Origin of the sequence: Parabacteroides johnsonii DSM 18315 (assembly GCF_025151045.1) — a bacterium.
Taxonomy (GTDB): Bacteria; Bacteroidota; Bacteroidia; order Bacteroidales; family Tannerellaceae; genus Parabacteroides; species Parabacteroides johnsonii.
Map to the genome: position 1 here is coordinate 3,070,993 of NZ_CP102285.1, position 26,417 is coordinate 3,097,409.

A 26,417-nucleotide genomic window follows, 5' to 3' on the forward strand; every position below is an offset into this window, starting at 1 on the left:
TTAGAGTTTAACAACAGTTCCACCTACTGCCTGGATAGCAGCTTCAGCACTCTTAGAGAAAGCGTGAGCTTCCACTTCAAGTTTAGCTGTCAAGTTGCCATTACCAAGAATTTTAACCAACTGAGAAGAGGAAATGAAACCAGCCTCGATCAGTTCGTTGATACCAATCTTAGAGAGCTGCTGAGCTTCAGCCATGCCCTGTAATGTAGAAAGATTGATAGCTTTATATTCAACGCGGTTAATATTCTTGAAACCAAATTTAGGTAAGCGTCTCTGTATAGGCATCTGACCACCTTCGAAACCGATTTTCTGCTTGTAACCGGATCTTGATTTCGCACCTTTATGACCTCTTGTTGAAGTACCTCCTAATCCTGAACCCGGACCACGGCCGATTCTTTTTCTGGTCTTGGTAGATCCTTCAGCAGGTTTTAAATTTGATAAATTCATATCGTATAATTTATTTTTCAACCGTTATTACTTTACTACTGAAACCAAATGTTTCACTTTCTCAACCATACCCAGAATAGCCGGAGTAGCTTCGTGTTCTACTACCTGGTTCATTTTCTTCAGACCCAGTGCGTCAAGAGTTCTCTTTTGGTCTTTCGGGCATTTAATTCTACTTTTTGTCTGCTTAACTTTAATAGTTGCCATAACTTATTATCCTCCCTAATTAACCTTTGAATACTTTTTCAACTGCAACATTTCTGTTCTGAGCAACCATCATCGGGCTTCTTAACTCACTCAGTGCAGCGATAGTAGCCTTTACCAAGTTGTGAGGGTTAGAAGAACCTTTTGATTTAGCCAAAACGTCTGTGATACCAACACTTTCCAATACGGCACGCATAGCACCACCAGCCTTAACTCCGGTACCGTGAGATGCCGGCTTGATCAGTACCTGGGCACCCCCGAACTTAGCCAACTGTTCGTGAGGAATAGTACCTTTGTGAACAGGAACCTTGATCAGGTTTTTCTTTGCAGCTTCAACACCTTTAGCAATAGCTGTCGTTACTTCACCGGCTTTACCTAAGCCCCAGCCAACGATACCGTCTTCGTTTCCTACTACAACAATAGCAGCAAAACTGAATGTACGTCCACCTTTGGTTACTTTAGTTACGCGATTGATTGCAACCAAACGGTCCTTCAACTCTATGTCGTTGGTCGACTTAACTCTATTATTAACTCCTGCCATCTTCATTAAAATTTAAGGCCGCCGTTACGTGCAGCATCAGCTAATTCTTTAATTCTCCCGTGATACAGATAACCGTTACGGTCGAAAACAACAGCCTGTACACCAGCTTCCTGGGCAACTTTAGCGATCTGTTCTCCAACCTTGGCTGCAATCTCCTTCTTCGGAGCCTTAACATCCATCTTCAAAGAGGATGCAGCAGCCAGAGTCTTACCTGTAGTATCATCTATAACCTGTGCATAGATCTGCTTGTTGCTTCTAAACACAGTCAGGCGCGGACGTTCAGGGGTTCCTGAGATCTTACCGCGTACACCTGCTTTTATCTTTAATCTTCTTTCTTCCTTCGTTGTCATGATAATTTCAGTTTACGTAGATTACTTACCTGCTGATTTACCAGACTTTCTGCGAATTTCTTCACCCACGAACTTGATACCTTTACCTTTATACGGTTCTGGCATTCTGAATGAACGAATCTTTGCACAAATCTGTCCCAGTAATTGTTTATCAGCCGATTCAAGGATAATAAGAGGATTCTTATTTCTCTCTGCCTTTGTCTCAACTTTCACTTCCTTAGGCAACTGCATATAAATGTTGTGAGTATAACCTAAAGAAAGATCTAACAGCTGACCTGTATTTGTCACACGGTAACCAACACCGACAAGTTCCAATTCTTTTTTGTATCCTTCTGAACAGCCGATCACCATGTTGTTGATCAGCGAACGATACAAACCGTGCAGAGCACGATGGTTCTTTTCGTCTGTCGGACGTGTCAGATGAATGATTCCATCTTCCAAAGTCACATTAATATCAGGATTCACAGCCTGAGTCATTTCGCCTTTGGGACCTTTTACAGTCACTACATTATCCTTAATGGTAACCGTAACACCGGCCGGTACATGAATTGGTAATTTTCCTATTCTTGACATTCTTCTTTCCTCCTAATTAATAAACATAACATAATACTTCACCACCGATCTTCAGATCACGGGCTTCTTTGTCTGTCATCACACCTTTAGAAGTAGAAAGAACGGCAATACCTAAACCATTCAATACTCTCGGCATTTCCTTGTAACCAGTGTACTTACGCAAACCAGGGGTAGAAACTCTCTCAAGTTTCTTGATTGCATTTACTTTGTTTACCAGGTCATACTTCAAGGCAATCTTAATTGTACCTTGAGGACCATCTTCTACAAACTTAAAATTAAGAATGTAGCCCTTGTCGAAAAGGATCTTAGTGATCTCTTTCTTTAAATTTGACGCCGGCACTTCAACAACTCTGTGCTTCGCTTTGATCGCATTACGCAATCTTGTCAAATAATCTGCAATAGGATCTGTCATATATAAATGAATTAAATTGATCCGGCCACCCGGACAATATTTAAATTAAAAAAACTCTTACCAACTTGCTTTCTTTACACCCGGGATTAAACCATGAGATGCCATTTCACGCAGTTGAATACGAGAAATACCGAACTGGCGTACATAGCCTTTCGGACGACCTGTAATTTTGCAACGATTGTGCAAACGTACAGGAGAAGCATTTTTAGGTAAAGCCTGTAAAGCTTCATAGTCACCTGCTGCTTTCAATTCTGCTCTTTTAGCAGCATATTTAGCTACGAGCTTTGCTCTTTTCACCTCACGGGCTTTCATTGATTCCTTTGCCATAACTACTTAGTCTTTTTTTGCATTTTTAAAAGGCAACCCAAATTCTCTCAAGAGAGCATACCCTTCTTCGTCTGTTTTCGCAGAGGTCACAAAGGTAATATTCATTCCCAATATTTTGGTAATATTATCGATATTTATTTCAGGGAAAATAATTTGTTCCTGAATTCCGAGGGTATAATTGCCTCTTCCGTCCAATTTGCTTTCGATTCCCTTGAAGTCACGAATACGGGGAAGAGCTACGCGAACGAGTCTTTCCAAGAATTCGTACATCTGTTCACGACGCAATGTCACCATTACACCGATCGGCATTTTCTTACGCAACTTGAAGTTAGAGATATCCTTCTTTGAAACTGTCGCAACAGCCTTCTGGCCTGTGATTGTAGACAATTCGCTGATGGCGATATCGATAATCTTCTTATCTGCAGCAGCCATACCCAAACCCTGATTGATAACAATCTTCTTCAGTACGGGAACCTGCATTACGGTTTTATAACCGAACTCTTTCGTCAAAGCAGGAACAATTCTGTCCTGATATTCTTTCTTAAGACTGGCAGTATTGCTCATTACTTAATTTCCTCCCCTGATTTTTTAGAATAACGCACTAAAGCACCTTTTTCGTCTAACTTACGACCGATACGTGTCGGCTTACCGGATTTCGGGTCAACAACGTTCAGGTTAGAAATATGAATAGGTGCTTCCTTCTTTTCAATACCTCCTTGAGGATTCTTTGCATTAGGCTTGGTATGCTTTGATACCATATTAATACCTTCTACAATGGCACGGTTGTCTTTTACAAGAACTTCTAAAACACGACCTGTCTTACCTTTGTCTTCGCCGGCATTAACAAAAACTATATCGCCTTTTTTGATATGTAATTTGCTCATTACTTTAAGTTTTACAAAATTAAAGCACTTCAGGTGCAAGTGAAACAATTTTCATGTTTGTTGCACGAAGTTCTCTGGCAACCGGACCAAAGATACGGCTTCCACGAATATCACCACCGGCGTTCAACAATACGCAAGCGTTATCATCGAAACGGATGTATGAACCATCCGGGCGGCGGATTTCCTTTTTAGTGCGAACAATGATAGCCTTAGAAACAGCACCCTTCTTCACATCACTTGCCGGGATTACACTTTTAATTGCTACTACAATCACATCCCCTACAGAGGCATAACGTTTTCTTGTTCCGCCTAAAACGCGAATACACAACGCTTCTTTAGCACCACTGTTATCTGCTACTACTAGTCTTGATTCTTGTTGTATCATGTTACTTAGCCCTTTCGATTATTTGAACTAATCTCCATCTTTTTGTTTTGCTCAAAGGACGAGTTTCCATAATCTTTACAGTATCACCGATACCGCATTCATTCTTTTCGTCATGAGCATGATATTTCTTCGTCTTATTAACGAACTTTCCATAAATGGGGTGTTTTTCCTTCCATTTAATCGCAACAGTGATGCTCTTATCCATCTTGTTGCTGGTAACCACGCCCGTTCTTTCTTTTCTTAAATTTCTAGTTTCCATCAGGCTCAATTATTTGTTGTTAAGTTCTCTCTGGCGCAATTCTGTTTTCATGCGCGCAATCATCCTGCGTTGTTGTTTAATCTGAGCAGGGTTTTCACTCGGAGAAATGCTGTGGTTGATCACTTTCTGATCGTAAGCAGCCACTTCAGCATCAATTCTTTCTACTAGCTCCTTCGTGCTTAATTCTCTAATTTCTGCAATCTTCATAACAAATTACGCATTTTGATTAGCCATATCATAATCACGTCTCACAACAAACTTTGTTGTTACCGGAAGCTTTTGTGCGGCCAAGCGCAAAGCTTCTTTAGCAATATCAAAAGGAACCCCTTCGATTTCGAAAATCAAACGACCTGGAGTAACAGGCGCAACAAACCCTTCGGGATTACCTTTACCTTTACCCATACGTACTTCAGCAGGCTTCTTTGTGATTGGTTTATCCGGGAAAATACGAACCCAAACCTGACCCTGACGTTGCATATAACGAGTTACCGCGATACGAGCAGCTTCGATCTGACGACCGGTAATCCATTTATTTTCTAACGCTTTTATACCAAACGAACCGAATGCCAGCTGGTTGCCACGCTGAGCTTCGCCCTTCATGCGACCTTTCTGCTGTCTTCTGAACTTGGTTTTCTTTGGTTGTAACATCTCTTCTTAAATTCTAACGTTTAACGATTAGCTTTCTTTCTCTTGAAGTTCTTATCTCTGCTGCCGCCGGCATTCTCATTTCTGCGACCTGAATCTTTAGAAGCAGCGAATGAAGGTGCAAGATCTCTCTTACCATAAACTTCACCACGGCAAATCCAAACCTTAACGCCGATCAAACCAACCTTCGTCAACGCTTCAGCCAAAGCATAATCAATATCTGCTCTGAATGTGTGTAACGGAGTTCTTCCTTCTTTATACATTTCTGAACGAGCCATTTCAGCACCATTCAAACGACCAGAGACTTGCACTTTAATACCTTCGGCACCCATTCTCATGGTAGAGGCGATAGCCATCTTGATAGCACGACGGTAAGCAATTTTTCCTTCAAGCTGACGAGCAATATTGTTTGCAACGATAACTGCGTCCAATTCGGGTCTTTTTACCTCAAAGATGTTGATCTGAACTTCTTTGTCGGTAATTTTCTTCAACTCTTCTTTCAACTTATCAACTTCCTGACCACCTTTACCGATGATGATACCCGGACGTGATGTGCAAACTGTGATTGTAATCAACTTCAGCGTACGTTCAATAACGACGCGAGATACACTAGCCTTAGCAAGACGAGCATTCAGATATTTACGGATTTTGCTATCTTCCAGCAAAGTGTCTCCGTATTTTTTGCCGCCATACCAATTGGAATCCCAACCACGGATGATTCCCAAACGATTACTAACCGGATTAACTTTTTGTCCCATCTACAAATTAATTTTGACTATCGTTTTTACTAAGTGTATCAACAAACAGAGTTACATGGTTCGAACGTTTACGAATTCTGTATCCTCTTCCCTGAGGAGCCGGACGCATTCTCTTCAATGTAGTAGCGCAATCTACGCTGATTGAAGATACGCACAACTCTCCAGCTTCTGCTTTACGTTCATTTTTCTGTTCCCAATTGGCAATAGCTGAACGAAGCAATTTTTCTACTCTTGCTGCAGCTTCCTTGTTAGAAAACTTCAAAACACCAAGTGCACGGAATACTTCCATTCCACGGATCATGTCTACAACGAGACGCATCTTGCGGGGAGAAGTCGGCACGTTCCGCAACTTTGCGAAGTACATGGTCTTCTGAGCTTCTTTTCTTGCTTCAGCTGATATTCTTTTTCTAGCACCCATTTTATTGATTCTTTTTATTTTCAGATTCCTGAATTCCTGTTACTACCGATTATTTTTTCTTGTTACCGGCGTGACCACGGAACGTACGAGTAGGAGAAAACTCTCCCAGTTTATGACCTACCATGTTCTCGGTTACAAAAACAGGAATAAATTTATTTCCATTGTGAACTGCAATAGTATGGCCTACAAAGTCAGGCGAAATCATTGAAGCTCTTGCCCATGTCTTAACGACCGCCTTCTTTCCTGACTCATTCATAGCCAAGACTTTCTTTTCAAGCTTTACATTAATATACGGGCCTTTTTTTAGCGAACGACTCATAGTTTACTTAATTAATCAGATTATTTCTTTCTTCTTTCAATAATATATTTTGAAGAATGCTTCTTCGGAGCTCTTGTCTTCAAGCCCTTAGCATATAAGCCATTGCGAGATCTAGGATGACCTCCGGAAGCACGACCTTCACCACCACCCATCGGGTGATCAACCGGGTTCATTACAACACCACGGTTGTGAGGACGACGACCTAACCATCTAGAACGACCGGCTTTACCTGATTTTTCAAGACCATGGTCTGAATTACCTACACTACCAATTGTAGCCTTACAAGCAGCAAGAATCTTTCTGGTTTCGCCAGAAGGCATCTTAATAATTGCATAAGCACCTTCTTTCGAAGTCAACTGAGCAAAAGCACCGGCAGAACGTACTAACTTAGCACCCTGTCCCGGACGAAGCTCAATGTTGTGAATAATAGTACCAACGGGAATATTTGCCATAGGCAAAGTATTACCTACCTCAGGAGCGGCTTCGCTACCTGAAACCACTGTCTGGCCAACTTCCAATCCGTTCGGAGCGATGATATAGCTCTTTGCTCCGTCTGCGTAATACAACAGTGCGATACGAGATGTACGGTTAGGATCATACTCGATAGACTTAACTGTTGCAGGAATGCCATCTTTGTTTCTCTTGAAATCGATAAATCTGTACTTCTGTTTGTGACCGCCACCAAGATAACGCATTGTCATCTTACCAGTGTTATTACGACCACCTGTACTCTTCTTACCTACTACAAGAGACTTTTCTGGTGTACTTGCAGTGATTTTATCAAATGCACCAATAACTTTGTGTCTCTGCCCCGGTGTTGTGGGCTTTAATTTACGTATTCCCATTTCTTTTTTTAGATATTACTAAAGAAATCAATTGTTTCTCCTTCTTTCAACGTTACGATAGCCTTCTTAAAAGCTGATTGTTTGCCATTGATAATACCAGATTTGGTATAACGACTTTTCTTCTTTCCAGAGTAGTTGATGGTGTTAACATCAACTACTGTAACATTATACATGTCCTCAATGGCTTTTTTAATCTCTAACTTGTTGGCATCAGGAGAAACACGAAAACCATAGCGATTATCCATTTTTTCTGTAATCGCTGTTTGCTTCTCAGTTACTATAGGTTTAATAATAATTCCCATTTTTCTACTCCTTATGCGTTAAACAGTTTTTCAATAACAGCGACAGAACTTTCAGTCAATACCAAATTCGCAGCGTTCAACACTGTATATGTATTTAGTTCAGAAGCTGTTATAACATTTGCCTTCTCTAAATTTCTGGCCGACAAATATACGAAATTATTTTTCTCTGATAAAACCAAAAGTAACTTTCCGTCAGCCACTTTTAGATTCTTAGCAATTGTTACGAATTCTTTAGTCTTAGGAGCTTCCAAAGTGAAATCTTCTACTACTACGATTGCGTTATTCTTTGCTTTATAAGTCAAGGCAGACTTACGAGCCAAGCCTTTTACTTTCTTGTTCAATTTGAACTCATAATCTCTCGGTTTCGGACCGAATACACGGCCACCACCTACCAATACCGGAGAGTTGATATCGCCACGACGAGCTCCACCACCACCCTTCTGGCGGATCAATTTACGAGTACTACCAGAAACTTCACTTCTTTCCTTTGATTTGTGAGTTCCCTGACGCTGATTAGCCAAATACTGTTTTACATCCAAGTAAATAGCATGATCATTGGGTTCAATGCCAAAGATAGCATCGTTCAATGTTACCTTTCTTCCGGTATCTTCACCTTTAATATTTAATACGCTCAGTTCCATTACTTTTCAATTAATAAGATTGAACCTTTTGCTCCTGGAACAGATCCTTTAACCAATAAAAGATTGTGTTCCGGCATCACCTTGATCACTTGCAGGTTCTGAACAGTTACACGTTCATTACCCATTTGGCCGGCCATACGCATACCTTTGAATACCTTTGCAGGGTAAGAACAGGCACCGATACCACCGGGAGCACGCAAACGGTTATGCTGACCATGAGTAGTCTGACCTACACCACCGAAACCATGACGCTTTACTACACCCTGAAAACCTTTACCTTTTGATGTACCTACTACATCAACGAAACCTGCATCTTCCAAATAATCTACAGTGATTACATCACCGAGCTTATATTCGGTTTCAAAATTCTTGAACTCGGCCAAGTATCTCTTGGGAGTTACACCTGCCTTTTTGAAGTGACCCATTTCCGGCTGTGTCGTGTGTTTCTCTTTTTTCTCTTCGAAACCTAACTGTACAGCTTCATAGCCATCTTTTTCCAAGGTCTTAATCTGTGTAACTACACAAGGACCCACTTCGATAACAGTGCATGGAAGATTTTTTCCCTCGGCACTGAAAACGGATGTCATTCCGATTTTTTTTCCTAATAATCCTGGCATTTCACTAATTTGTTAATAAACTTACACTTTAATTTCTACTTCAACACCACTGGGTAATTCCAGCTTCATCAATGCGTCAACTGTTTTTGCAGTCGAGCTGTAGATGTCGATTAATCTCTTGTAAGAAGAGAGTTCGAACTGCTCACGAGACTTTTTGTTAACGAAAGTCGAGCGGTTCACAGTAAAGATACGCTTATGCGTAGGCAGAGGTATCGGGCCGCTAACAACTGCACCGGTAGCCTTTACCGTCTTCACGATCTTCTCGGCAGACTTGTCTACCAGAGAATAATCGTAAGACTTTAATTTAATTCTGATCTTTTGGCTCATATTTATATATATGTTTCTAAATTATTTGATCAAATCAGCACGACCCTGTACTTCCGTCAATACCTGCTTAGCGATAGAAGAAGATACCTGAGCATAGTGTGAGAACTGCATCGAAGAAGTTGCACGACCTGAAGTGATAGTACGCAAAGCTGTTACATAACCGAATGTTTCAGCCAGAGGAACTTTAGCTTTTACGATACGAGCACCCGTACGACTTGTTTCCATACCTTCAACTTGTCCACGACGTTTGTTCAAATCGCCGATTACATCACCCATGCTTTCTTCCGGAGTAACAACTTCCATCTGCATGATCGGTTCCATCAAAGCAGGACCTGCCTTTTCGGAAGCGCTCTTGAATGCCTGAATTGCACAAATTTCGAAAGACAACTGGTCAGAGTCAACCGGGTGGAATGAACCATCGATCAATGTTACCTTCAATTTATCCAACGGATAGCCGGCAAGGATACCGTTCTTCATTGCTTTTTCGAAACCTTTCTGAACAGAAGGGATAAATTCCTTCGGAATGTTACCACCCTTCACTTCATCGATGAACTGCAGAGTACCTTCGAAGCTTTCATCTGCCGGTTCGATACGAACGATGATATCAGCAAACTTACCACGACCACCAGACTGTTTCTTGTAAACTTCACGAAGTTCAACCGATTTAGTGATAGCTTCCTTGTAAGTAACCTGAGGTTTACCCTGATTACATTCAACCTTGAATTCACGACGCAGACGGTCAACGATGATATCCAAGTGAAGCTCACCCATACCGCTAATTACAGTCTGACCTGTTTCTTCGTTAGTCTGTACACGGAACGTCGGGTCTTCTTCTGCCAGCTTAGCCAATCCCATACCCAGCTTATCCAGGTCTTTCTGAGTCTTAGGCTCTACTGCAATACCGATAACAGGATCGGGGAAATCCATTGATTCCAATGTGATCGGATTATTTTCGTCACACAACGTATCACCAGTACGGATATCCTTGAAACCAACACCAGCACCAATATCACCACAACCGATAGCTTCCATCGGATTCTGCTTGTTTGAGTGCATCTGGAACAGACGAGAGATACGTTCTTTCTTACCAGAGCGTGTGTTGTAAACATAAGAACCTGCCGTTAAAGAACCAGCATATACACGGAAGAAGCACAGACGGCCTACATACGGGTCTGTTGCGATCTTAAACGCTAAAGCTGTCAACGGTTCTTCAAACAACGGTTTACGGATAACAACCTTTTCGGGATCGCTAGGATCTGTACCTTCGATAGCCGGGGTATCTTCAGGAGAAGGCAAGAATGCACAAACTGCATCCAGCAATGTCTGAACACCTTTGTTCTTGAAAGAAGAACCACAAGTCATCGGGTTGATCTGCATTGCCAAAGTACCCTTACGAATAGCAGCGTTGATTTCCTCTTCTGTGATAGTAGAAGGATCATCGAAGTATTTTTCCATGATAGCATCATCGCATTCAGCCAGAGCTTCAAGCATCTTATCACGCCATTCTTCAGCTTCTGCCTGCAATTCAGCTGGAATTTCTTCTACGCTATATTCAGCACCCATTGATTCGTCGTGCCAGAAAATAGCTTTCATCTTAATCAGGTCTACCACACCTTTGAAAGTTTCTTCAGCACCGATAGGGATCTGAATAGGACAAGGATGAGCACCCAGAATTTCCTTCATCTGGCGAATAACTTCATAGTAGTTTGCACCTGAACGGTCCATCTTATTCACATAACCGATACGAGGTACATTATATTTATCAGCCTGACGCCATACAGTTTCAGACTGCGGTTCCACACCACCTACAGCACAGAAAGTAGCAACAGCACCGTCCAGTACGCGAAGAGAACGCTCAACTTCCACTGTAAAGTCCACGTGTCCCGGAGTATCAATCAAGTTGATCTTATATTTGTTACCCAAATAGTTCCAGAAAGTAGTCGTTGCAGCAGATGTAATTGTAATACCGCGTTCCTGCTCCTGGGCCATCCAGTCCATCGTAGCAGTACCATCATGCGTTTCACCGATCTTATGGGTCAGACCTGTGTAAAACAAGATACGTTCAGAAGTAGTTGTTTTACCAGCATCGATGTGAGCCATGATACCGATGTTTCTTGTAAACATTAATTGTTTATCGTTTGCCATATTCTTTCTTAGCCTTTATGATTAAAATCTGAAGTGAGCGAATGCACGGTTAGCTTCGGCCATACGGTGCATATCTTCTTTTCTTTTGAATGCTCCGCCCTGGTTGTTGAAAGCATCTACAATCTCTGCAGACAACTTGTCAGCCATAGTCTTACCACCTCTCTTACGTGAGAAGATGATCAGGTTCTTCATTGAAATTGATTCTTTACGATCGGGGCGAATTTCAGTAGGTACTTGGAAAGTAGCACCACCAACACGGCGGGATTTCACTTCGACTTGAGGAGTAATATTGTCGAGTGCAGCTTTCCAAATTTCGAGAGCGGACTTTTCTTCGTTAGGCAATTTGGCCTTAACTGTTTCCAAAGCGGAATAGAAAATTTCGAAGGCAGTATTTTTCTTGCCATCATACATCAAATGGTTAACGAATCTCGTAACCTTAACATCACCGAAAACAGGATCCGGGAGGATCTGTCTTTTCTTTGGTTTTGCTTTTCTCATTTTGTTTTCAAAAAATTTCGTTCTTGTTTCTTGGTTGCCTTTAATACGTCTTCAACGGTTCCGCTGAACCATTTACTCAACCTTATAGCCTATCCAAATAACTCAAACCAGCTTTAATACTTAAATTTAAATTCTCAGTTTGAAGGGATGTAACTAATTACTTCTTCTTTCCTTTAGCTGCAGCTGCTGCCTGACCCGGTTTCGGACGTTTAGCACCGTATTTGGAACGTCTCTGAGTACGTCCGTTTACACCAGCTGTATCCAAGGTTCCACGTACAATGTGATAACGTACACCAGGAAGATCCTTAACACGACCACCGCGAACCAATACGATTGAGTGCTCCTGCAGGTTGTGTCCTTCTCCCGGAATGTAAGAGTTTACTTCTTTTCCATTTGTCAAACGAACTCTCGCTACTTTACGCATTGCAGAGTTAGGCTTCTTCGGAGTTGTAGTGTAAACACGCACGCAAACACCACGTCTCTGCGGACATGAATCCAATGCGGGTGATTTACCCTTTTCCACCAAAGTTTCCCTTCCTTTTCTAACTAATTGCTGAATTGTAGGCATTTCTTTTCTTTTTTAAACTTTGAATGTGTTATTATTATAATTATCTATTTCTTCATTTTGAGCTGCAAAGGTACACATTATTTTCGGACTATCAATAAGTTGCGCCTTCTTTTTCGCACACTTCACGCTAAAACGCTGCAAAGGTACATATTTGTTCCCGTTCCACAAGATGTCGCTTTTATCCTTTTACAAATAATTAACAATTATTTTTTCAACCAGACGAAGAGGCCGAAACGGTCCATGCCTATCGAAGCACAATTCCATGCCCATCGGAGCAGAAACGGATGCTTGTCGGAGCAGAGATGGATGCCAGTCGGCACGTCACCTGAAACGTTTATCCAATTCCTCGTCCGTCAGCTTCGATACGATAGTCTTTCCGTCGGGAGTCAGGTTCGACTCCTGGCAGGAGAAAAGAGAAGCGAGCAAGTCATCCATCTCTTCACCCGAGAGGATCTTTCCCGGACGAATAGCAGCCGCTTTAGCCAGAGAAAGCGCCAGCGAGTCACAGATTTCCTCATGTACTTCGCAACCGGTCTCGATCGCACGATCCACCATATTCCGGATCAAAGACACCGGATCAAGATTCTCCACACCGGCAGGAAGCCCATTGATCGCATAGCTGTTATTCCCCAGGTTCGTCAGGTCAAAACCGATAAACCGCATATCTTCAAGCAAAGCTGGCAAAACAGCTGCTTCGCCAGCGGTAAATTCGACAATCTCAGGGAAAAGGACTTGCTGAGAAGCGCCTCGCTGCTGCCTGATATTCGCAATGTACTGGTCGAACAGGATACGGACATGGGCACGGTGTTGGTCGATCAAAGCCAAGCCTGACTTCAAAGAGGTTATGATATATTTTCCTTTATATTGATAGCAGGGATTGGAGACATCGTTGAACAAACTGCCCGAAGTATCCTGGACAACTACTTCGTCAGCCTCGATAGCAGGCTCGGAAATATCCGGAACCAAGAAAGATTCGATTAATTCCGAATCCTGCCGTATGGCGGTCCGGTCTTCTTCGAAATCATTATAAAGCTTAGACCAGTCGAATTCCGGTTTCTTATAGGAAGAAGTTTCAAAAGGATTATATCCGGAATCCACTTGTACGCGGGGAGCTTTATAAGGAATTGCTTCCTTCACCGGATTATACACCGGGATATCGATAGCGTCCTCCACATCGAAATCGATAGTCGGGATCGCACTGGACTTAGCCAGTGCTTCACGAGTCGCAGCCATCAGGATTTGCCAGATCGGCTGTTCGTTTTCAAACTTGATCTCCGTCTTGGTCGGATGGATATTGACATCTATCGTTGCCGGGTCAAGCGTGAAGTAGATAAAATAGTTTGGTTGCTCACCTGCCGGAATCAGTTGCTCATAAGCCTGCATGACCGCTTTGTGAAAATACGGATGCTTCATGAAACGTCCGTTTACAAAGAAATACTGTAAAGCCCCTCTCTTCTTTGCCGAATCGGGCCGTCCCACAAAGCCGGAAATCGTCACCAGCGAACTTTGCGCATCCACAGAAAGAAGTTTCTGGTTCAGCGTTTTCCCATATACATTCACAATACGTTGCCTCAAGCCAGACTCAGGCAGATTGAATATCTCCGTATCGTTATGATAAAGAGACAAAGCGACCTGAGAGTTGACCAAGGCAATCCGCTCAAACTCATTGATGATATTCCGGAACTCCGTCTCATTCGACTTCAGGAACTTCCGACGTGCCGGAACATTGAAGAAGAGGTTCTTGACTGAGAAAATACTTCCCTCGGTACAAGCATCCGGTTCGACACTTTCCAATTCTGAACCCGAAAATACAAGATGAGTCCCCAGTTCGGCACCTTTCAGGCGGGTACGAAGTTCTACCTGCGAAACCGCCACTATCGAAGCCAGCGCCTCACCACGAAATCCCATCGTATGAAGAGAAAAAAGATCGTCAGCAGTAGAAATTTTCGAAGTTGCATGCCGTTCGAAAGCCATACGGGCATCCGTCTCGGACATACCCTTCCCGTCATCGATCACCTGGACCAATGTACGACCGGCATCCTTTATATTCACCTGAATATGTCCGGCACCGGCATCCACCGCGTTTTCCACCAACTCCTTTACGACAGAAGCGGGACGCTGGATCACCTCGCCCGCCGCTATCTGATTGGCGATACTGTCAGGAAGTAAATGAATTATATCGCTCATTGCATAAACAAAAACCAGAACAAGGCAGCCAATACTGCGGCCGCAACCAACAGTCTCACATTTTTATAAGTACGACTCCTGCGGTCATCACCTCTATCGCGACTTTTCTTCAAATGCGAAGTACCTTCTATAAAGCTACCTTTGATCTCAGCCTTATAATCTTCTGCACTTAACTGGTCGTCCATGCCAATCTCACGTTTCACCTTACGGATGCGATCTTCCATAGCCTCCTTGTGAGGGTCCCAATAAATCGGTTTATGAGTATACTGGCGAGGCTTCCGCACATTATAAAATGAGAATAATGCCATAGTCTTTTATTATTTGAAAATTCTTTGCTAATGTACAAATTTATTGCTTCTCTTAGGTGATTCCGTCGCTTTTCTTTTCACCACCTCGTAAATGTCATCCTTATTCTTCGGACGCAGATAGTCGAACCAATAAAAATCTTTCAACATCTTTTGATCGGGCTTCAGATCGGGGATCGGCGTCATAGTCCCGACCGGACTCGGCCAGATTTTCAGTTTATCCAGTTTATTGTCCTTCACCCAGATCGTCAGGAACCCGCTCTTGGTTTCATTCATCCCGACCTTCGCTCCATCCTTTTCCAATGGATAAAAAATAGATTCAGCATTTCCCGCCACATCGATTTGGTGAACAGCCTGCCCCTCAAAATAGGCTTTCAGGTCATTCCCCTTCAACTGATTATAATAACTCGAATCGACATGCTGCGCCGCAAAAGCGAACTGGATCACATGGGCATATTCGATCGTGCTGTCATTCATATAAATAGCGATCGTATCGCCATACAGTTGATATTGTTCGTTCCAGAGAACCGGTTCCGTATACATATATAATACAGAATCGCGCGTATTGAACTGCATGGAGTCACATACGCCTTGCATATCGGTCCGATAGAAACGTACGCCGTAATAAGCCTTGATCTCCCGGTAAGTGGAGTCAACCGTCACCATCTGCAACGTATCGGCATGCAAAAACAAAGTGTCACCTTGCGAATATTCAAGGAAGCGGGCACTGTCGGTTGCAAAAGCATATCCGGTCTGTTCATTATAATAACCATATTCGCCTTGCAACGTCACATGCTGGGCCGTATCGATCAGACTCATATTCCCATAGACCTCTCCCATACCCGTATCCCGGTTATAGAAGATAGAGTCACCGATCAGGATCTTCTCACCCGATTCAACCTGAGACTGATCAAGCAAAAGAGAGGTGTTGTTCACCGTATCATACCATCCTCTCGAAGTATGGATCGTGCCACTGTCCGAAACAATGACAGACGGCCCCAGGATAGTAGCGATCTTGGACTGCGTATCATAATGCAAAGTATCGGAATACAATGTGAAGTCAGTGTTTTCAAGCCGCACGCTGTCATTGAACACCGCCAGCTTCGTCTCCGGAGAATATTGTCCGTAGAAAGAAGATAGCTGATTCAGGGAATCCACAATCAGTCCACCTTCAAAATAGTATCCTATATTCGGAATGCGTTCATAATTGAGACTATCCGTGAAGAGCGTCACCTGCCCGTTCTCCATCCGGACATTCTCGCGCAGATAAGCCACCTGCGTGTTTCCGTCATAAAAAAGATAATCTCCGTAGACGAACAGGGTGTCTCCCTGCTCCATCCGGACATTGCTGAAAGCTTCAAGCGAATTGGTCTGTTCGAAGAAGTAAGCGCTGTCGCAATACATATATGAACTGTCATGCCGGAAACATACATCGCCATTCAAGATTTGTGCATCCGGCTTTACAGCCTTATCGAAAGACAACGTATTGGTATGAATCAAGTACACCTTTGTTTTTTTAGCCGGGACAGTATCCGTCGAGACCTGCAAACTATCGGCTGCCAGCAGGCTGTCCACCGGAGCGACTATCACATCTTGTGCAGTAATAACAGTGGTATCTGCATGCGCAATACTATCCTGAGTCTGTGCAAAAGCACAGACCGCCAACAAAAAAAACAGACCTGTGAAAATAAATCTATTTACAGTCCTCATTCTTTAATCCAGCCGGGATACTGGAAGTCACAATTACGCCAGCCGTCACTGATACGCACATATGTGCTTTTCTGCTTCTTGATGATCCAGTCATGCAGCAGCTCTTCACGCTTGCGGGATTCGACGATCGACTTCAAAGCCTGATAGTCATCCGATATATTTGCCTTATGCTGGTCCACCCTGGCTTTCAGTTTTACAATAGCAACCACTTCTTTCTGCTTCTCGTTGATCATGGTGAAAGGTTTGGAGATGTCACCCACCTGCATCGTGTACACCATCTTACCGATTTCCTGCGGCAGTTCGGACATTTCAAATTTCGGAGTGCTGTGATTGTCACTTTCAAAGTTCTGGTTCACCATCAAACCTTTGTTATTTCTCGTATCCTTGTCGGCAGAGATAAAAGTCGCCGCTTCTTCAAATGTAAACTTCTTTGCCGTCAAGTCATTATACAAGGAATCCATACGTGTCATACACTCGTTCAACTCCTTGTCCGAAACTTTCGGCTTCAACAGAATATGGCGGCAGTTGATACGGTCGCCACGCTTTTCGATCAGCTGAATGATATGATAACCATATTCAGTCTGCACGATCTGAGAAATCTTTTTAGGGTCCTTCAGGTTGAAAGCTACATTTGCAAATTCAGGCAACAAGCTTGTCTTACCCAAAAATCCCAGTTCTCCACCCCTTTTGGCTGATTCCGGATCTTCTGAATACAGACGGGCCAATGTCGAGAATTCATATTTCCCACTGTTGATATCATCAGTGAACTGGCGAAGACGTGCTTTGATAGCATCCGTCTCTTCAAACGGGATCTTTGGTTCCATCGTGATGATCTGCACCTCGACAGTCGTCGGGATATTAGGCAGACTGTCTTTGGACAACTGGCTGTAGTACTTGCGGACTTCAGAAGGTGTCAACTTGATTTCACCGATCAACTGGCGCTTCATCTGCTCTACGGTCTGTTGCTCCATGATCATTTCCTTACGCTCATCCTTCAGCTGGGAAATCTTTTTACCGAAATATTCCTCTAGCTTTTCCTTAGAACCCATCTGATTGATTGCAAAATTGATCCAACGGTCTGTTTCCTGGATCACCTGGCTTTCGCTCACTTCCACGCTATCGATCTTCGCCTGGTTCAGAAACAGCTTCTGTATCGCCATCTGTTCGGGGAGCACGCAATAAGGGTCACCGTCGAAACGCTGTCCCTCGTTTTGCAGATATAGACGCTGGCTCTCGATGTCCGAACGCAAAATCGCATCATCTCCTACCACCCACACTATTTCATCGATCACATTATCCTGGGCATACACCACACAAGATAAACAGGCAAGAATGAATACTGTTAAAATCTTTTTCATCATGTACTTCTCTATAAGCAGCCCATCACGGTTCTGTATAAAACTCGACGTCACCGCTCCTGACTGCGTCATTATATAATTCTTCTTCAAATTTCTTTAAAAATTCCACCTTACGCCGATTCGTCAGCATCTCCACGATCTGTGCACTAGCATAATCATAAGGAGCCACACTTCCCACAGGTAGATATTCCTTAATATTCAATAGATAGCAATATGTACTATCCGAAATTTCGACAAACTTGTTTGCCTTCAGGAAGTCGTTTGCATTCGACACATGCACCGGAATATTATCCATCACCTGGTCAAAATCCACCCATTTGTCGTAAAAGTAGTCATAAATACTGGCATTCTGCACACTATACTTCTCAATTTTTTCTAAAGAAGCCTCAGAAGTCGATCTATACCATCCCTTTACATCAGAAAGCCCGGGGGCATCCACCGGGATTTTTAGGAAAAGACCTTTCACCAGAGCCTTGTCCAACACAAACTTTTTCTGGTTTTCTTCGTAATAACTCAGCTTGTCGCTTTCCTGGAACTCGGAAGAAAGCCTTTCTCTTATCAACTGTTCTTGATACCGATAGCGGATCAGCGAATGACGGTATTCCTCCACCAGCTTATCCACTTCCGCCTTGTCTTCCCCCTCCAAATTGCGCAAGGCCACATCGTAGACCAACGCATCTTTCACCCACTTCTTTTCCAGGCTTTCGGCGAACAACATACTGTCGGCCGATGATAATCCACGTGGAATCTGCTGTTTTATCTCCGAACGTCCCAGCGTCCGGTCCTTCACTTTTACCAACACATCCGCATCGTCCGCAGGCTGCGTTCCCTTACAAGAACACAGCAAAGATACGAATGCTATAAAAATGAAGCAATACCTCATATAACTTTCTCTTTATTATTTCTTTGTCATTTTACTCACTTTCTTCACCAGCTTCCAGTTTATCGTCACTGGGTATTTCTGGTTCAACTGTTCGATCCATTCGGCTTCCGCCTTGGCTTGCTGATCCATCGGTTTATTCCAAATCTCCTTATTGCTGATATCGAACAGCAGGATGCCATCCCGATACTCTTTCATGAGAAGATCGAACTCAGGATGTTTTGTCGTCAGATTCTTACGTTCGGCCGTGGTCACGATGTCACGGATAAAAAGATCGTACACCTCCTGCATGAAATCTCCTGCATACGATTTCGTCGAGAATGGACAGCGCTGTATATAATAAGCGAACTCGCTCTGGGGAAAATCCGTGCCATTCAGATGGAACAAGGTCTTGTTCATGTCTTTCGCCTTCTCATAGAAAGCAGGATCGGACGGAAAATAGTCATTACACAAAGCTCGCAGTTCAGCATAGGCTTCGGGATAGAAACGATAGCCATACTCTTTTTTCATCCGTTCATCAAACGCACCGTAATATTCGAAGTTACGTTCCCCTTGTGCCATCTGGCGAGACCAACCTTTTTTCTTGTCTTCGAAAGAGGGAAGACCTTTCTTCTCGATCAGCTTTATGATATGATAGCCGAAACGGGTTTTCACCGGACGGGACAATTCCCCCGGAGTGTTCAAAGCAAAAGCAGCCACTTCGAACGGTTCCACCATTTCACCGACGCCAAAAGCAGGCAGCTCGCCGCCTCGCTTGGCCGAACCGGCATCGGACGAATATTCTTTTGCCAACTCGGCAAAGTCAGCTCCATCTTTCGCTTTCTGGTAAACTTCTTCCGCACGAGCCAATGTCTCGGCCTCTCCAAACTTCACCGAATCTTTCTCAAACGGGATCAGGACATGCGCCACACGCACCAGCCCCGGATTCTGTTTCCGGCTATGTATTTTTATGATATGGAAACCCATAGTTGTCCGAACCGGCAAAGAGACGGAACCGACGGGCATCGAATAAGCGACATTTTCAAAGGCCTTAACCGTCTGCATCGGCAGCAAACAGTGTACATACTCATAGCCGACATTTTCCTTATCGGCTTCTTTCAGTTCCTTGCCGACAGTAGCAAAATCCTCTCCCGCTTGGATACGTTCATAGGCCTCGATCGCTTTCTGATATACAGGAACCGTATCTTTCGATAATGTACGTTGCGGCAAGCGGAACAAAATATGGCTCAATTCCAGCACTTCACCATACCGGTCATATATGGCACGCACAGCCGCCTCCTCTCCATCCTTATCCGACAGATAACTTGAAGTCAATTGGGCCCGATAGCTATCCAATTCATCTTTGAATGCTTTCGTCTTGTCCAGTTCCAAATCTTCCGCCTCCGCCACTTTCAGTTTGAAGTTCTTGAACAACTCCACATAGGCATTCACGGATTTACGGTCGGACAGATTAACTTCGCTATTCTTTTGTGCAATAAAAATAAATTCATCCAACGGGATCTGCTTTCCAGCAACCGTCATCACTACAGAATCGGCTGGAACTTGTGCATTTCCTGTCATACAAGCGAATACCAAAGATAATACAAGCAACTTCTTCATTAATCCTTCTTTTACCATATCACGATATCGTTTACAAAAATAACACTAATCTAACGGAGATGCAGCCTAAAAAGTACATTGCCCCATTAAATTAGTGTTTTTTATCAAATCTATTCTCCCCGACTATAATTAGGAGCTTCCTGTGTTATAGCCACATCGTGCGGATGGCTTTCCAAAACTCCCGCATTCGTGATACGCGTAAACTTGGCATTATGCAGTTCATCGATATTATGCGCTCCGCAATATCCCATCCCTGCACGTAATCCGCCTACCATCTGATAGATGACTTCATACAGTGAACCTTTATACGGAACACGGGCAGCAATGCCTTCCGGCACCAATTTTTTCACATCGTCTTCCACATCCTGGAAATAGCGGTCTTTCGAACCCTTCTGCATGGCTTCCAACGAACCCATCCCACGGTACGATTTGAACTTACGTCCGTTGAAGATAATCGTTTCACCCGGTGATTCTTCGACGCCTGCCAACAACGATCCCATCATAACAGAAGATCCGCCGGCGGCAATCGCTTTCACAATATCCCCCGAATAGCGCAGACCGCCATCGGCAATCAACGGAACACCTGTACCCTTAAGCGCCTTCGCCACATCGTAGATGGCGGACAGCTGGGGAACGCCCACACCTGCAATCACACGGGTCGTACAGATAGAACCCGGACCGATACCGACTTTCACGGCATCCGCACCGGCTTCAACCAGATATTTGGCAGCTTCGCCCGTAGCGATATTACCGACAACGCAATCAATATGTGGGTACTGTTTTTTAACCTGCTTCAACACGTCGACCACTCCTTTAGAGTGTCCGTGTGCCGTATCGATCACCAGTGCATCCGCACCGGCTTCGACCAAAGCGGCCACCCGCTCAAACGTATTGAAGGTCACGCCTACTCCGGCAGCTACCCGGAGGCGGCCTTTTGAATCTTTACAGGCAGTCGGTTTATCCTTTGCCCGTGTAATATCTTTATATGTAATCAGTCCGACCAGCCTCTTCTGGCTGTCGACAACCGGAAGTTTTTCGATCTTGTGCTGTTGCAGGATGCTGGCGGCTGCTTCCAGGTCGGTTGACTGGTCTGCGACAATCAGGTTCTCTTTCGTCATCACCTCGTCGACCGAACGGTTCATATCCCGTTCGAAACGCAAATCGCGGTTTGTCACGATCCCCACCAGATGGTCCGATTCATCCACAACAGGAATGCCTCCGATCTTATACTCTTTCATCATTCCCAAAGCATCGCCGACGGTCTTGCCTCTCGTGATAGTGACGGGATCATAGATCATGCCGTTCTCTGCACGTTTCACACTCTGAACCTGCTTAGCCTGTTCAGCGATCGTCATGTTCTTATGGATCACACCGATACCGCCTTCGCGAGCAATCGCGATTGCCATCTTTGCTTCGGTAACCGTATCCATAGCAGCCGAAACCATCGGGATATTCAAAGAAATGTTGCGGGAAAATTTTGTCGTAAGATCGACATTTCGGGGGAGGACTTCCGAATAGGACGGAATCAACAATACGTCATCAAACGTCAATCCGTCCATGACCACTCTGTCTGCAATAAATGACATAGAACTTATGCTTTAAAAATTATTGCATGCAAACTTACAAAACAATTGACAATTAACAATGGACAATGGAGATTTTTTGTCCCCCATTGTCCATTATCAATTGTCAATCCTCAATCACTTAATTTGCCATCTCCGACAGGAACTTAATGCGGACGAGGCGAATCTCTTCTTCCGTATAATCGCCGCCTAATTCCTCGATTGCATCTTCCAGATCGTCTGTTTCCGAATCCTTGAAGTACTCATAAATATCATCAATATGATCTTCGTCCATCACATCGTTCAGGAAATAGTCAATATTGATACGGGTTCCAGAATAAACGATCGCTTCTATTTCGTCAAGCAGTTCGTTAAATTCCAATCCGTTCGTCATAGCGATTTCGTCTAACGCCACCTTACGGTCGATGCGTTGGATGATCGAAACTTTCAGTTTGGATTTGTTGGCAACCGTACGGACGCGAAGATCTTCGGGACGTTCGATCTCATTTTCTTCCACATGTTTCTTGATCAACTCGACGAACTCCTTACCGTATCTTTTCGCCTTGCCTGCTCCAACACCCGGTATATTCTGCAATTCATCCAATGTCACCGGATAGGTAGTGGCCATCGCTTCCAAAGAGGGATCCTGGAAAATAACGAAAGGAGGCACTTCCAGACGTTTGGACAACTTCTTGCGCAAATCCTTCATCATCGAGAACAAAGCCGGATCGACGGCACAGGTTGCTCCACCGCGTACGGGAACTTCTTCTTCCTCTTCGTCGAACTCGTTGTCTTCGGTTATTTTGAAAGAGACAGGTTTCTTTATAAACTCTTTTCCTTTTTCCGTAATCTTCAACAGACCGTAGTTTTCGATGTCCTTAGCCAGATATCCGGCAATCAGTGCTTGACGGATAACGGCATTCCATGTCTTTTCTTCCTCATCCGAACCGGAACCGAAAACTTCCAGTTCATTGTGCTTGTAAGATTGTATTTCGGAAGTCTCGTTACCGACCAACATATTGACAATATATTCTGCCTTGAATTTTTCCTTTAACGTACCAATCACTTCGAGTACGGCGCTTAATAATTCTTTTGCTTCCACTTTCTTTTTTGGGTTCAAACAATTATCACAATTTCCACAATTTTCTTCCAGGTATTCTTCACCGAAATAGTGCAACAAGACTTTTCGCCGGCATACGGAAGTTTCGGCATAAGCGGCTGTCTCCAAAAGCAGCTGCTTTCCGATCTCTTGTTCCGCCACCGGTTTTCCTTGCATGAATTTTTCCAACTTCTGCAAGTCTTTATAGGCATAAAAAGCGATGCACTGGCCCTCACCGCCATCGCGGCCGGCTCGTCCGGTTTCCTGGTAATATCCTTCGAGGCTTTTGGGAATATCATAATGGATGACATACCGTACGTCGGGTTTGTCGATCCCCATACCAAAAGCAATGGTAGCAACGATCACGTCTGCTTTTTCCATCAGGAACGCATCCTGATTGCTCGAACGCTGCTGCGAATCCATGCCGGCATGATAAGGGAGCGCTTTGATACCGTTTGCTTTCAGGATATCGGCAAACTCTTCCACCTTCTTACGGCTCAAACAATAGATAATACCTGATTTCCCCTCATTGGACTTGATATATTTGATGATCTCGCGGTCGATATTCGCCGTCTTCGGACGAATCTCATAATACAAATTAGAACGGTTGAAGGAGGATTTAAAGACAGAAGCATCGATCATTCCCAGGTTTTTCTGGATATCGTGCTGCACTTTCGGAGTGGCTGTCGCAGTCAAGGCTATCAACGGACGTTTACCGATTTCGTTTATGATCGGACGGATACGACGGTATTCCGGGCGGAAATCATGTCCCCATTCGGAAATACAATGTGCTTCGTCCACTGCATAAAACGAAATATTGACTTGGCGCAAAAACTCCACATTTTCATCCTTGGTCAAGGACTCCGGAGCCACATAGAGCAACTTCGTCCGGCCACTGCGGATATCGTCTTTTACTTGGTCGATAGCCGATTTGTTCAAGGAAGAGTTTATGAAATGAGCAACCCCATCCTCTTCGCTGAAATTGCGCATGGCATCTACCTGGTTTTTCATCAAGGCTATCAAGGGAGAAATCACAATGGCCGTCCCCTGCATCATAAGAGAAGGCAGTTGATAACACAAAGATTTTCCTCCTCCGGTCGGCATCAATACAAAAGTATCATTTCCTGCCAGCACATTTTCGATGATTGCTCTTTGATTTCCTTTAAAGGTATCAAAACCAAAATGTTTTTTGAGCTCTTCTGTCAAATTATCCTTCTTCGCCATACTATTCATATTTTAAAAACCGCCGGTCAGGCCATCTGCAGACGGTTCACGTCCGATTTTTCAAACTTTTCCTTCGCATACTCCAACGTGACATGGAGTTTCTTTTTATTTGCGGACGGCATACTGTACATGGCATCCATCATCACAGCCTCCACAATAGAACGTAAGCCGCGTGCTCCCAACTTAAACTCAAGTGCCTTATCGACAATAAATTCGAACACGTCTTCGTCAAATGTCAGTTTAATATCATCCATCGCAAACAATTTGATGTATTGCTTGATGATCGAGTTCTTCGGTTCCGTCAGGATATTACGAAGCGTGCTTCTATCCAACGGGTTCAAGTAGGTCAAGATAGGCAGACGTCCGATAATTTCCGGAATCAAGCCGAACGATTTCAGATCGGTTGGCGTAATGTATTTCAGCAGATTGCTACGATCCACCTTCGCCGTATTTTCGTTTGCTGCGTATCCTACTACACGGGTATTCAAACGCTGGGCGATTTTCTTCTCTATTCCATCGAAAGCGCCACCACATACAAACAGGATATTCTTCGTATCCACGGCAATCATTTTTTGTTCCGGATGCTTGCGCCCACCCTGCGGAGGCACGTTCACGATAGAACCTTCCAGGAGTTTCAGCAAGCCCTGCTGCACACCTTCACCACTTACATCACGGGTAATGGAAGGATTGTCGCTCTTACGGGCAATCTTATCTATTTCATCGATAAATACGATTCCACGCTGTGCAGCTTCGACGTCATAATCGGCAGCCTGCAACAGACGGGTTAAAATGCTTTCTATATCCTCTCCCACATAACCGGCTTCTGTCAGGACCGTCGCATCTACAATAGCGAACGGGACATGAAGCAATTTGGCGATCGTACGGGCAAGCAGCGTCTTGCCTGTCCCCGTAGCACCCACCATGATAATATTCGATTTCTCTATCTCGACATCATCCGATGTTACTTTCTGGATCAAACGTTTGTAATGATTATACACTGCAACCGACAGATAACGTTTCGCGTCGTCCTGCCCTATCACATATTGATCCAGAAAAGCCTTAATATCCTCAGGCTTCGGCAGATCTTTCTGGTTTAATCCGAAAGAACTCCCCTTGCCAGGCATTTGTTCTTTTACTATTTCGTACGCTTGCTGTGCACATTCATCGCAAATAGCACCGGAAATCCCGTTAATCAACATATTAACGTCCCGGCTACCGCGTCCGCAAAACGTACAGCTATCGCCTGTTTTGGCCATTCCGTATTTGTTTTTTTAAAGAGAGTACGTTAAAAGTTCCTGTTCCCGCGCCCGGCACGGAAGACAAGGGACTTTTAACGCAGCCCCTTGCATTAATATTATTTGTTACGAACCAGAACTTTGTCGATCATACCGTAGGTCAAAGCTTCCTCTGCCGTCATCCAGTAGTCACGGTCACTATCATGTTCAACCTTTTCATAAGGCTGACCGGAATGAGTCGATATGATTGTGTAGAGTTCCTTCTTTACTTTCAGGATTTCACGGGCTGTGATCTCGATATCCGAAGCCTGTCCCTGTGCACCGCCTAACGGTTGGTGAATCATCACACGAGAATGGGGCAACGCCATACGCTTACCTTTCGTTCCGGCAACTAGCAGTACCGCAGCAAAAGATGCTGCCATACCGGTGCAGATAGTCGACACATCGCTACTGATAAACTGCATCGTGTCATAAATACCATATCCTGCATAAACAGAACCGCCCGGCGAATTGATATAAATTGAAATATCCTTACCTGGATCGCTTGAATCCAGATACAACAACTGCGCCTGGATTACATTTGCCGTATAATCGTCAACCTGTGTACCTAAAAAGATGATACGGTCCATCATCAACCGTGAAAAAACGTCCATCTGAGCAACGTTCAATTGGCGCTCTTCGATAATCGTCGGAGATATGTAACTGCTGGTTATATTCATATAACTGTCCAGCGCGTTACTGTTCATCCCTAAATGCTTCGTTGCATACTTTCTGAAATCTTCCATAATCTATAGTC

General features: G+C 43.9%; 34 protein-coding genes. All 34 read right to left on the minus strand.

Annotated features, from left to right (window positions below):
- Positions 1-447, minus strand: coding sequence for a 50S ribosomal protein L15 (gene rplO / locus NQ564_RS12845; protein WP_008149921.1), 447 nt, complete (start codon positions 445-447; stop codon positions 1-3).
- Between the two features lie 27 nt (positions 448-474).
- Positions 475-651 (minus strand): 50S ribosomal protein L30, encoded by a 177-nt coding sequence (gene rpmD / locus NQ564_RS12850; protein ID WP_005651341.1) that lies wholly within the window; start codon positions 649-651, stop codon positions 475-477.
- A 19-nt stretch (positions 652-670) separates the two neighbouring features.
- A complete protein-coding gene (rpsE, locus tag NQ564_RS12855) occupies positions 671-1,189 on the minus strand; it encodes a 30S ribosomal protein S5 (RefSeq protein WP_008156894.1) in 519 nt (172 codons plus the stop codon).
- A 5-nt stretch (positions 1,190-1,194) separates the two neighbouring features.
- Positions 1,195-1,539 carry a 50S ribosomal protein L18 gene (gene rplR / locus NQ564_RS12860; protein ID WP_005634763.1) on the minus strand — a complete coding sequence of 115 codons (345 nt, stop codon included), beginning with the start codon at positions 1,537-1,539 and terminating at the stop codon, positions 1,195-1,197.
- Between the two features lie 21 nt (positions 1,540-1,560).
- Positions 1,561-2,112, minus strand: coding sequence for a 50S ribosomal protein L6 (gene rplF / locus NQ564_RS12865; RefSeq protein WP_008149927.1), 552 nt, complete (start codon positions 2,110-2,112; stop codon positions 1,561-1,563).
- A 16-nt stretch (positions 2,113-2,128) separates the two neighbouring features.
- Positions 2,129-2,524, minus strand: coding sequence for a 30S ribosomal protein S8 (gene rpsH, locus NQ564_RS12870; RefSeq protein WP_005634758.1), 396 nt, complete (start codon positions 2,522-2,524; stop codon positions 2,129-2,131).
- Between the two features lie 57 nt (positions 2,525-2,581).
- Complete coding sequence (rpsN, locus tag NQ564_RS12875; RefSeq protein ID WP_005634756.1) at positions 2,582-2,851, minus strand: 30S ribosomal protein S14; 270 nt, start codon at positions 2,849-2,851, stop codon at positions 2,582-2,584.
- Positions 2,852-2,857: 6 nt separating this feature from the next.
- Entirely contained in the window at positions 2,858-3,415 is a 558-nt protein-coding gene (gene rplE, locus NQ564_RS12880; protein ID WP_008149932.1) for a 50S ribosomal protein L5, read from the minus strand.
- Positions 3,415-3,735: a 50S ribosomal protein L24 gene (rplX, locus tag NQ564_RS12885; RefSeq protein ID WP_005634752.1), complete on the minus strand. Its 321-nt coding sequence runs from the start codon at positions 3,733-3,735 to the stop codon at positions 3,415-3,417. The genes rplE and rplX overlap by 1 nt, the downstream gene beginning before the upstream one ends.
- Before the next feature lie 19 nt (positions 3,736-3,754).
- The gene (rplN, locus tag NQ564_RS12890; protein ID WP_008149935.1) at positions 3,755-4,120 is read right to left on the minus strand and encodes a 50S ribosomal protein L14; all 366 of its coding nucleotides are present in this window, start codon (positions 4,118-4,120) and stop codon (positions 3,755-3,757) included.
- 1 nt (position 4,121) lies between these two features.
- Positions 4,122-4,379 carry a 30S ribosomal protein S17 gene (gene rpsQ / locus NQ564_RS12895; protein WP_005634746.1) on the minus strand — a complete coding sequence of 86 codons (258 nt, stop codon included), beginning with the start codon at positions 4,377-4,379 and terminating at the stop codon, positions 4,122-4,124.
- Between the two features lie 9 nt (positions 4,380-4,388).
- Complete coding sequence (gene rpmC, locus NQ564_RS12900; protein ID WP_008149945.1) at positions 4,389-4,586, minus strand: 50S ribosomal protein L29; 198 nt, start codon at positions 4,584-4,586, stop codon at positions 4,389-4,391.
- Positions 4,587-4,592: 6 nt separating this feature from the next.
- Positions 4,593-5,027 carry a 50S ribosomal protein L16 gene (gene rplP / locus NQ564_RS12905; RefSeq protein ID WP_005634742.1) on the minus strand — a complete coding sequence of 145 codons (435 nt, stop codon included), beginning with the start codon at positions 5,025-5,027 and terminating at the stop codon, positions 4,593-4,595.
- 20 nt (positions 5,028-5,047) lie between these two features.
- Positions 5,048-5,782 (minus strand): 30S ribosomal protein S3, encoded by a 735-nt coding sequence (gene rpsC / locus NQ564_RS12910; RefSeq protein WP_005634741.1) that lies wholly within the window; start codon positions 5,780-5,782, stop codon positions 5,048-5,050.
- 7 nt (positions 5,783-5,789) lie between these two features.
- Positions 5,790-6,200: a 50S ribosomal protein L22 gene (gene rplV, locus NQ564_RS12915; protein WP_005634739.1), complete on the minus strand. Its 411-nt coding sequence runs from the start codon at positions 6,198-6,200 to the stop codon at positions 5,790-5,792.
- A 49-nt stretch (positions 6,201-6,249) separates the two neighbouring features.
- Entirely contained in the window at positions 6,250-6,519 is a 270-nt protein-coding gene (gene rpsS, locus NQ564_RS12920) for a 30S ribosomal protein S19 (protein WP_005634738.1), read from the minus strand.
- A 20-nt stretch (positions 6,520-6,539) separates the two neighbouring features.
- On the minus strand, positions 6,540-7,364 hold the full coding sequence (gene rplB, locus NQ564_RS12925) for a 50S ribosomal protein L2 (protein ID WP_008149953.1): 825 nt from the start codon (positions 7,362-7,364) through the stop codon (positions 6,540-6,542).
- Positions 7,365-7,372: 8 nt separating this feature from the next.
- The gene (gene rplW / locus NQ564_RS12930; protein WP_005634733.1) at positions 7,373-7,666 is read right to left on the minus strand and encodes a 50S ribosomal protein L23; all 294 of its coding nucleotides are present in this window, start codon (positions 7,664-7,666) and stop codon (positions 7,373-7,375) included.
- Positions 7,667-7,677: 11 nt separating this feature from the next.
- The gene (gene rplD, locus NQ564_RS12935) at positions 7,678-8,307 is read right to left on the minus strand and encodes a 50S ribosomal protein L4 (protein ID WP_008149957.1); all 630 of its coding nucleotides are present in this window, start codon (positions 8,305-8,307) and stop codon (positions 7,678-7,680) included.
- Positions 8,307-8,924, minus strand: a complete 618-nt coding sequence (rplC, locus tag NQ564_RS12940) for a 50S ribosomal protein L3 (protein ID WP_005634730.1) — start codon at positions 8,922-8,924, stop codon at positions 8,307-8,309. Before rplC ends, rplD begins: the two co-directional genes overlap by 1 nt.
- A gap of 21 nt (positions 8,925-8,945) precedes the next feature.
- The gene (gene rpsJ / locus NQ564_RS12945; RefSeq protein ID WP_005634728.1) at positions 8,946-9,251 is read right to left on the minus strand and encodes a 30S ribosomal protein S10; all 306 of its coding nucleotides are present in this window, start codon (positions 9,249-9,251) and stop codon (positions 8,946-8,948) included.
- 21 nt (positions 9,252-9,272) lie between these two features.
- Positions 9,273-11,396 (minus strand): elongation factor G, encoded by a 2,124-nt coding sequence (gene fusA, locus NQ564_RS12950; RefSeq protein WP_008149959.1) that lies wholly within the window; start codon positions 11,394-11,396, stop codon positions 9,273-9,275.
- Positions 11,397-11,417: 21 nt separating this feature from the next.
- Positions 11,418-11,894 carry a 30S ribosomal protein S7 gene (gene rpsG / locus NQ564_RS12955; protein ID WP_008149961.1) on the minus strand — a complete coding sequence of 159 codons (477 nt, stop codon included), beginning with the start codon at positions 11,892-11,894 and terminating at the stop codon, positions 11,418-11,420.
- A 157-nt stretch (positions 11,895-12,051) separates the two neighbouring features.
- Complete coding sequence (gene rpsL / locus NQ564_RS12960) at positions 12,052-12,462, minus strand: 30S ribosomal protein S12 (RefSeq protein ID WP_005634721.1); 411 nt, start codon at positions 12,460-12,462, stop codon at positions 12,052-12,054.
- Positions 12,463-12,783: 321 nt separating this feature from the next.
- The gene (mutL, locus tag NQ564_RS12965; RefSeq protein WP_008149965.1) at positions 12,784-14,649 is read right to left on the minus strand and encodes a DNA mismatch repair endonuclease MutL; all 1,866 of its coding nucleotides are present in this window, start codon (positions 14,647-14,649) and stop codon (positions 12,784-12,786) included.
- Positions 14,646-14,957, minus strand: a complete 312-nt coding sequence (locus NQ564_RS12970) for a hypothetical protein (protein ID WP_008149967.1) — start codon at positions 14,955-14,957, stop codon at positions 14,646-14,648. The genes mutL and NQ564_RS12970 overlap by 4 nt, the downstream gene beginning before the upstream one ends.
- Positions 14,958-14,984: 27 nt before the next feature.
- Positions 14,985-16,664 carry an OstA-like protein gene (locus tag NQ564_RS12975; protein WP_008149968.1) on the minus strand — a complete coding sequence of 560 codons (1,680 nt, stop codon included), beginning with the start codon at positions 16,662-16,664 and terminating at the stop codon, positions 14,985-14,987.
- Positions 16,661-18,025 (minus strand): peptidylprolyl isomerase, encoded by a 1,365-nt coding sequence (locus tag NQ564_RS12980; RefSeq protein WP_036607953.1) that lies wholly within the window; start codon positions 18,023-18,025, stop codon positions 16,661-16,663. Before NQ564_RS12980 ends, NQ564_RS12975 begins: the two co-directional genes overlap by 4 nt.
- Before the next feature lie 22 nt (positions 18,026-18,047).
- A complete protein-coding gene (locus NQ564_RS12985) occupies positions 18,048-18,905 on the minus strand; it encodes a hypothetical protein (protein WP_008149973.1) in 858 nt (285 codons plus the stop codon).
- 15 nt (positions 18,906-18,920) lie between these two features.
- Positions 18,921-20,519 (minus strand): peptidylprolyl isomerase, encoded by a 1,599-nt coding sequence (locus NQ564_RS19355; RefSeq protein ID WP_008149974.1) that lies wholly within the window; start codon positions 20,517-20,519, stop codon positions 18,921-18,923.
- A 92-nt stretch (positions 20,520-20,611) separates the two neighbouring features.
- Positions 20,612-22,087 carry an IMP dehydrogenase gene (guaB, locus tag NQ564_RS13000; protein ID WP_008149975.1) on the minus strand — a complete coding sequence of 492 codons (1,476 nt, stop codon included), beginning with the start codon at positions 22,085-22,087 and terminating at the stop codon, positions 20,612-20,614.
- A gap of 118 nt (positions 22,088-22,205) precedes the next feature.
- Positions 22,206-24,386, minus strand: coding sequence for a DNA helicase RecQ (gene recQ, locus NQ564_RS13005; RefSeq protein WP_008156887.1), 2,181 nt, complete (start codon positions 24,384-24,386; stop codon positions 22,206-22,208).
- Positions 24,387-24,412: 26 nt separating this feature from the next.
- The gene (gene clpX, locus NQ564_RS13010; RefSeq protein ID WP_008149979.1) at positions 24,413-25,642 is read right to left on the minus strand and encodes an ATP-dependent Clp protease ATP-binding subunit ClpX; all 1,230 of its coding nucleotides are present in this window, start codon (positions 25,640-25,642) and stop codon (positions 24,413-24,415) included.
- A 98-nt stretch (positions 25,643-25,740) separates the two neighbouring features.
- Positions 25,741-26,406 (minus strand): ATP-dependent Clp endopeptidase proteolytic subunit ClpP, encoded by a 666-nt coding sequence (gene clpP / locus NQ564_RS13015; protein WP_008149982.1) that lies wholly within the window; start codon positions 26,404-26,406, stop codon positions 25,741-25,743.
- Positions 26,407-26,417: the final 11 nt, after the last annotated feature.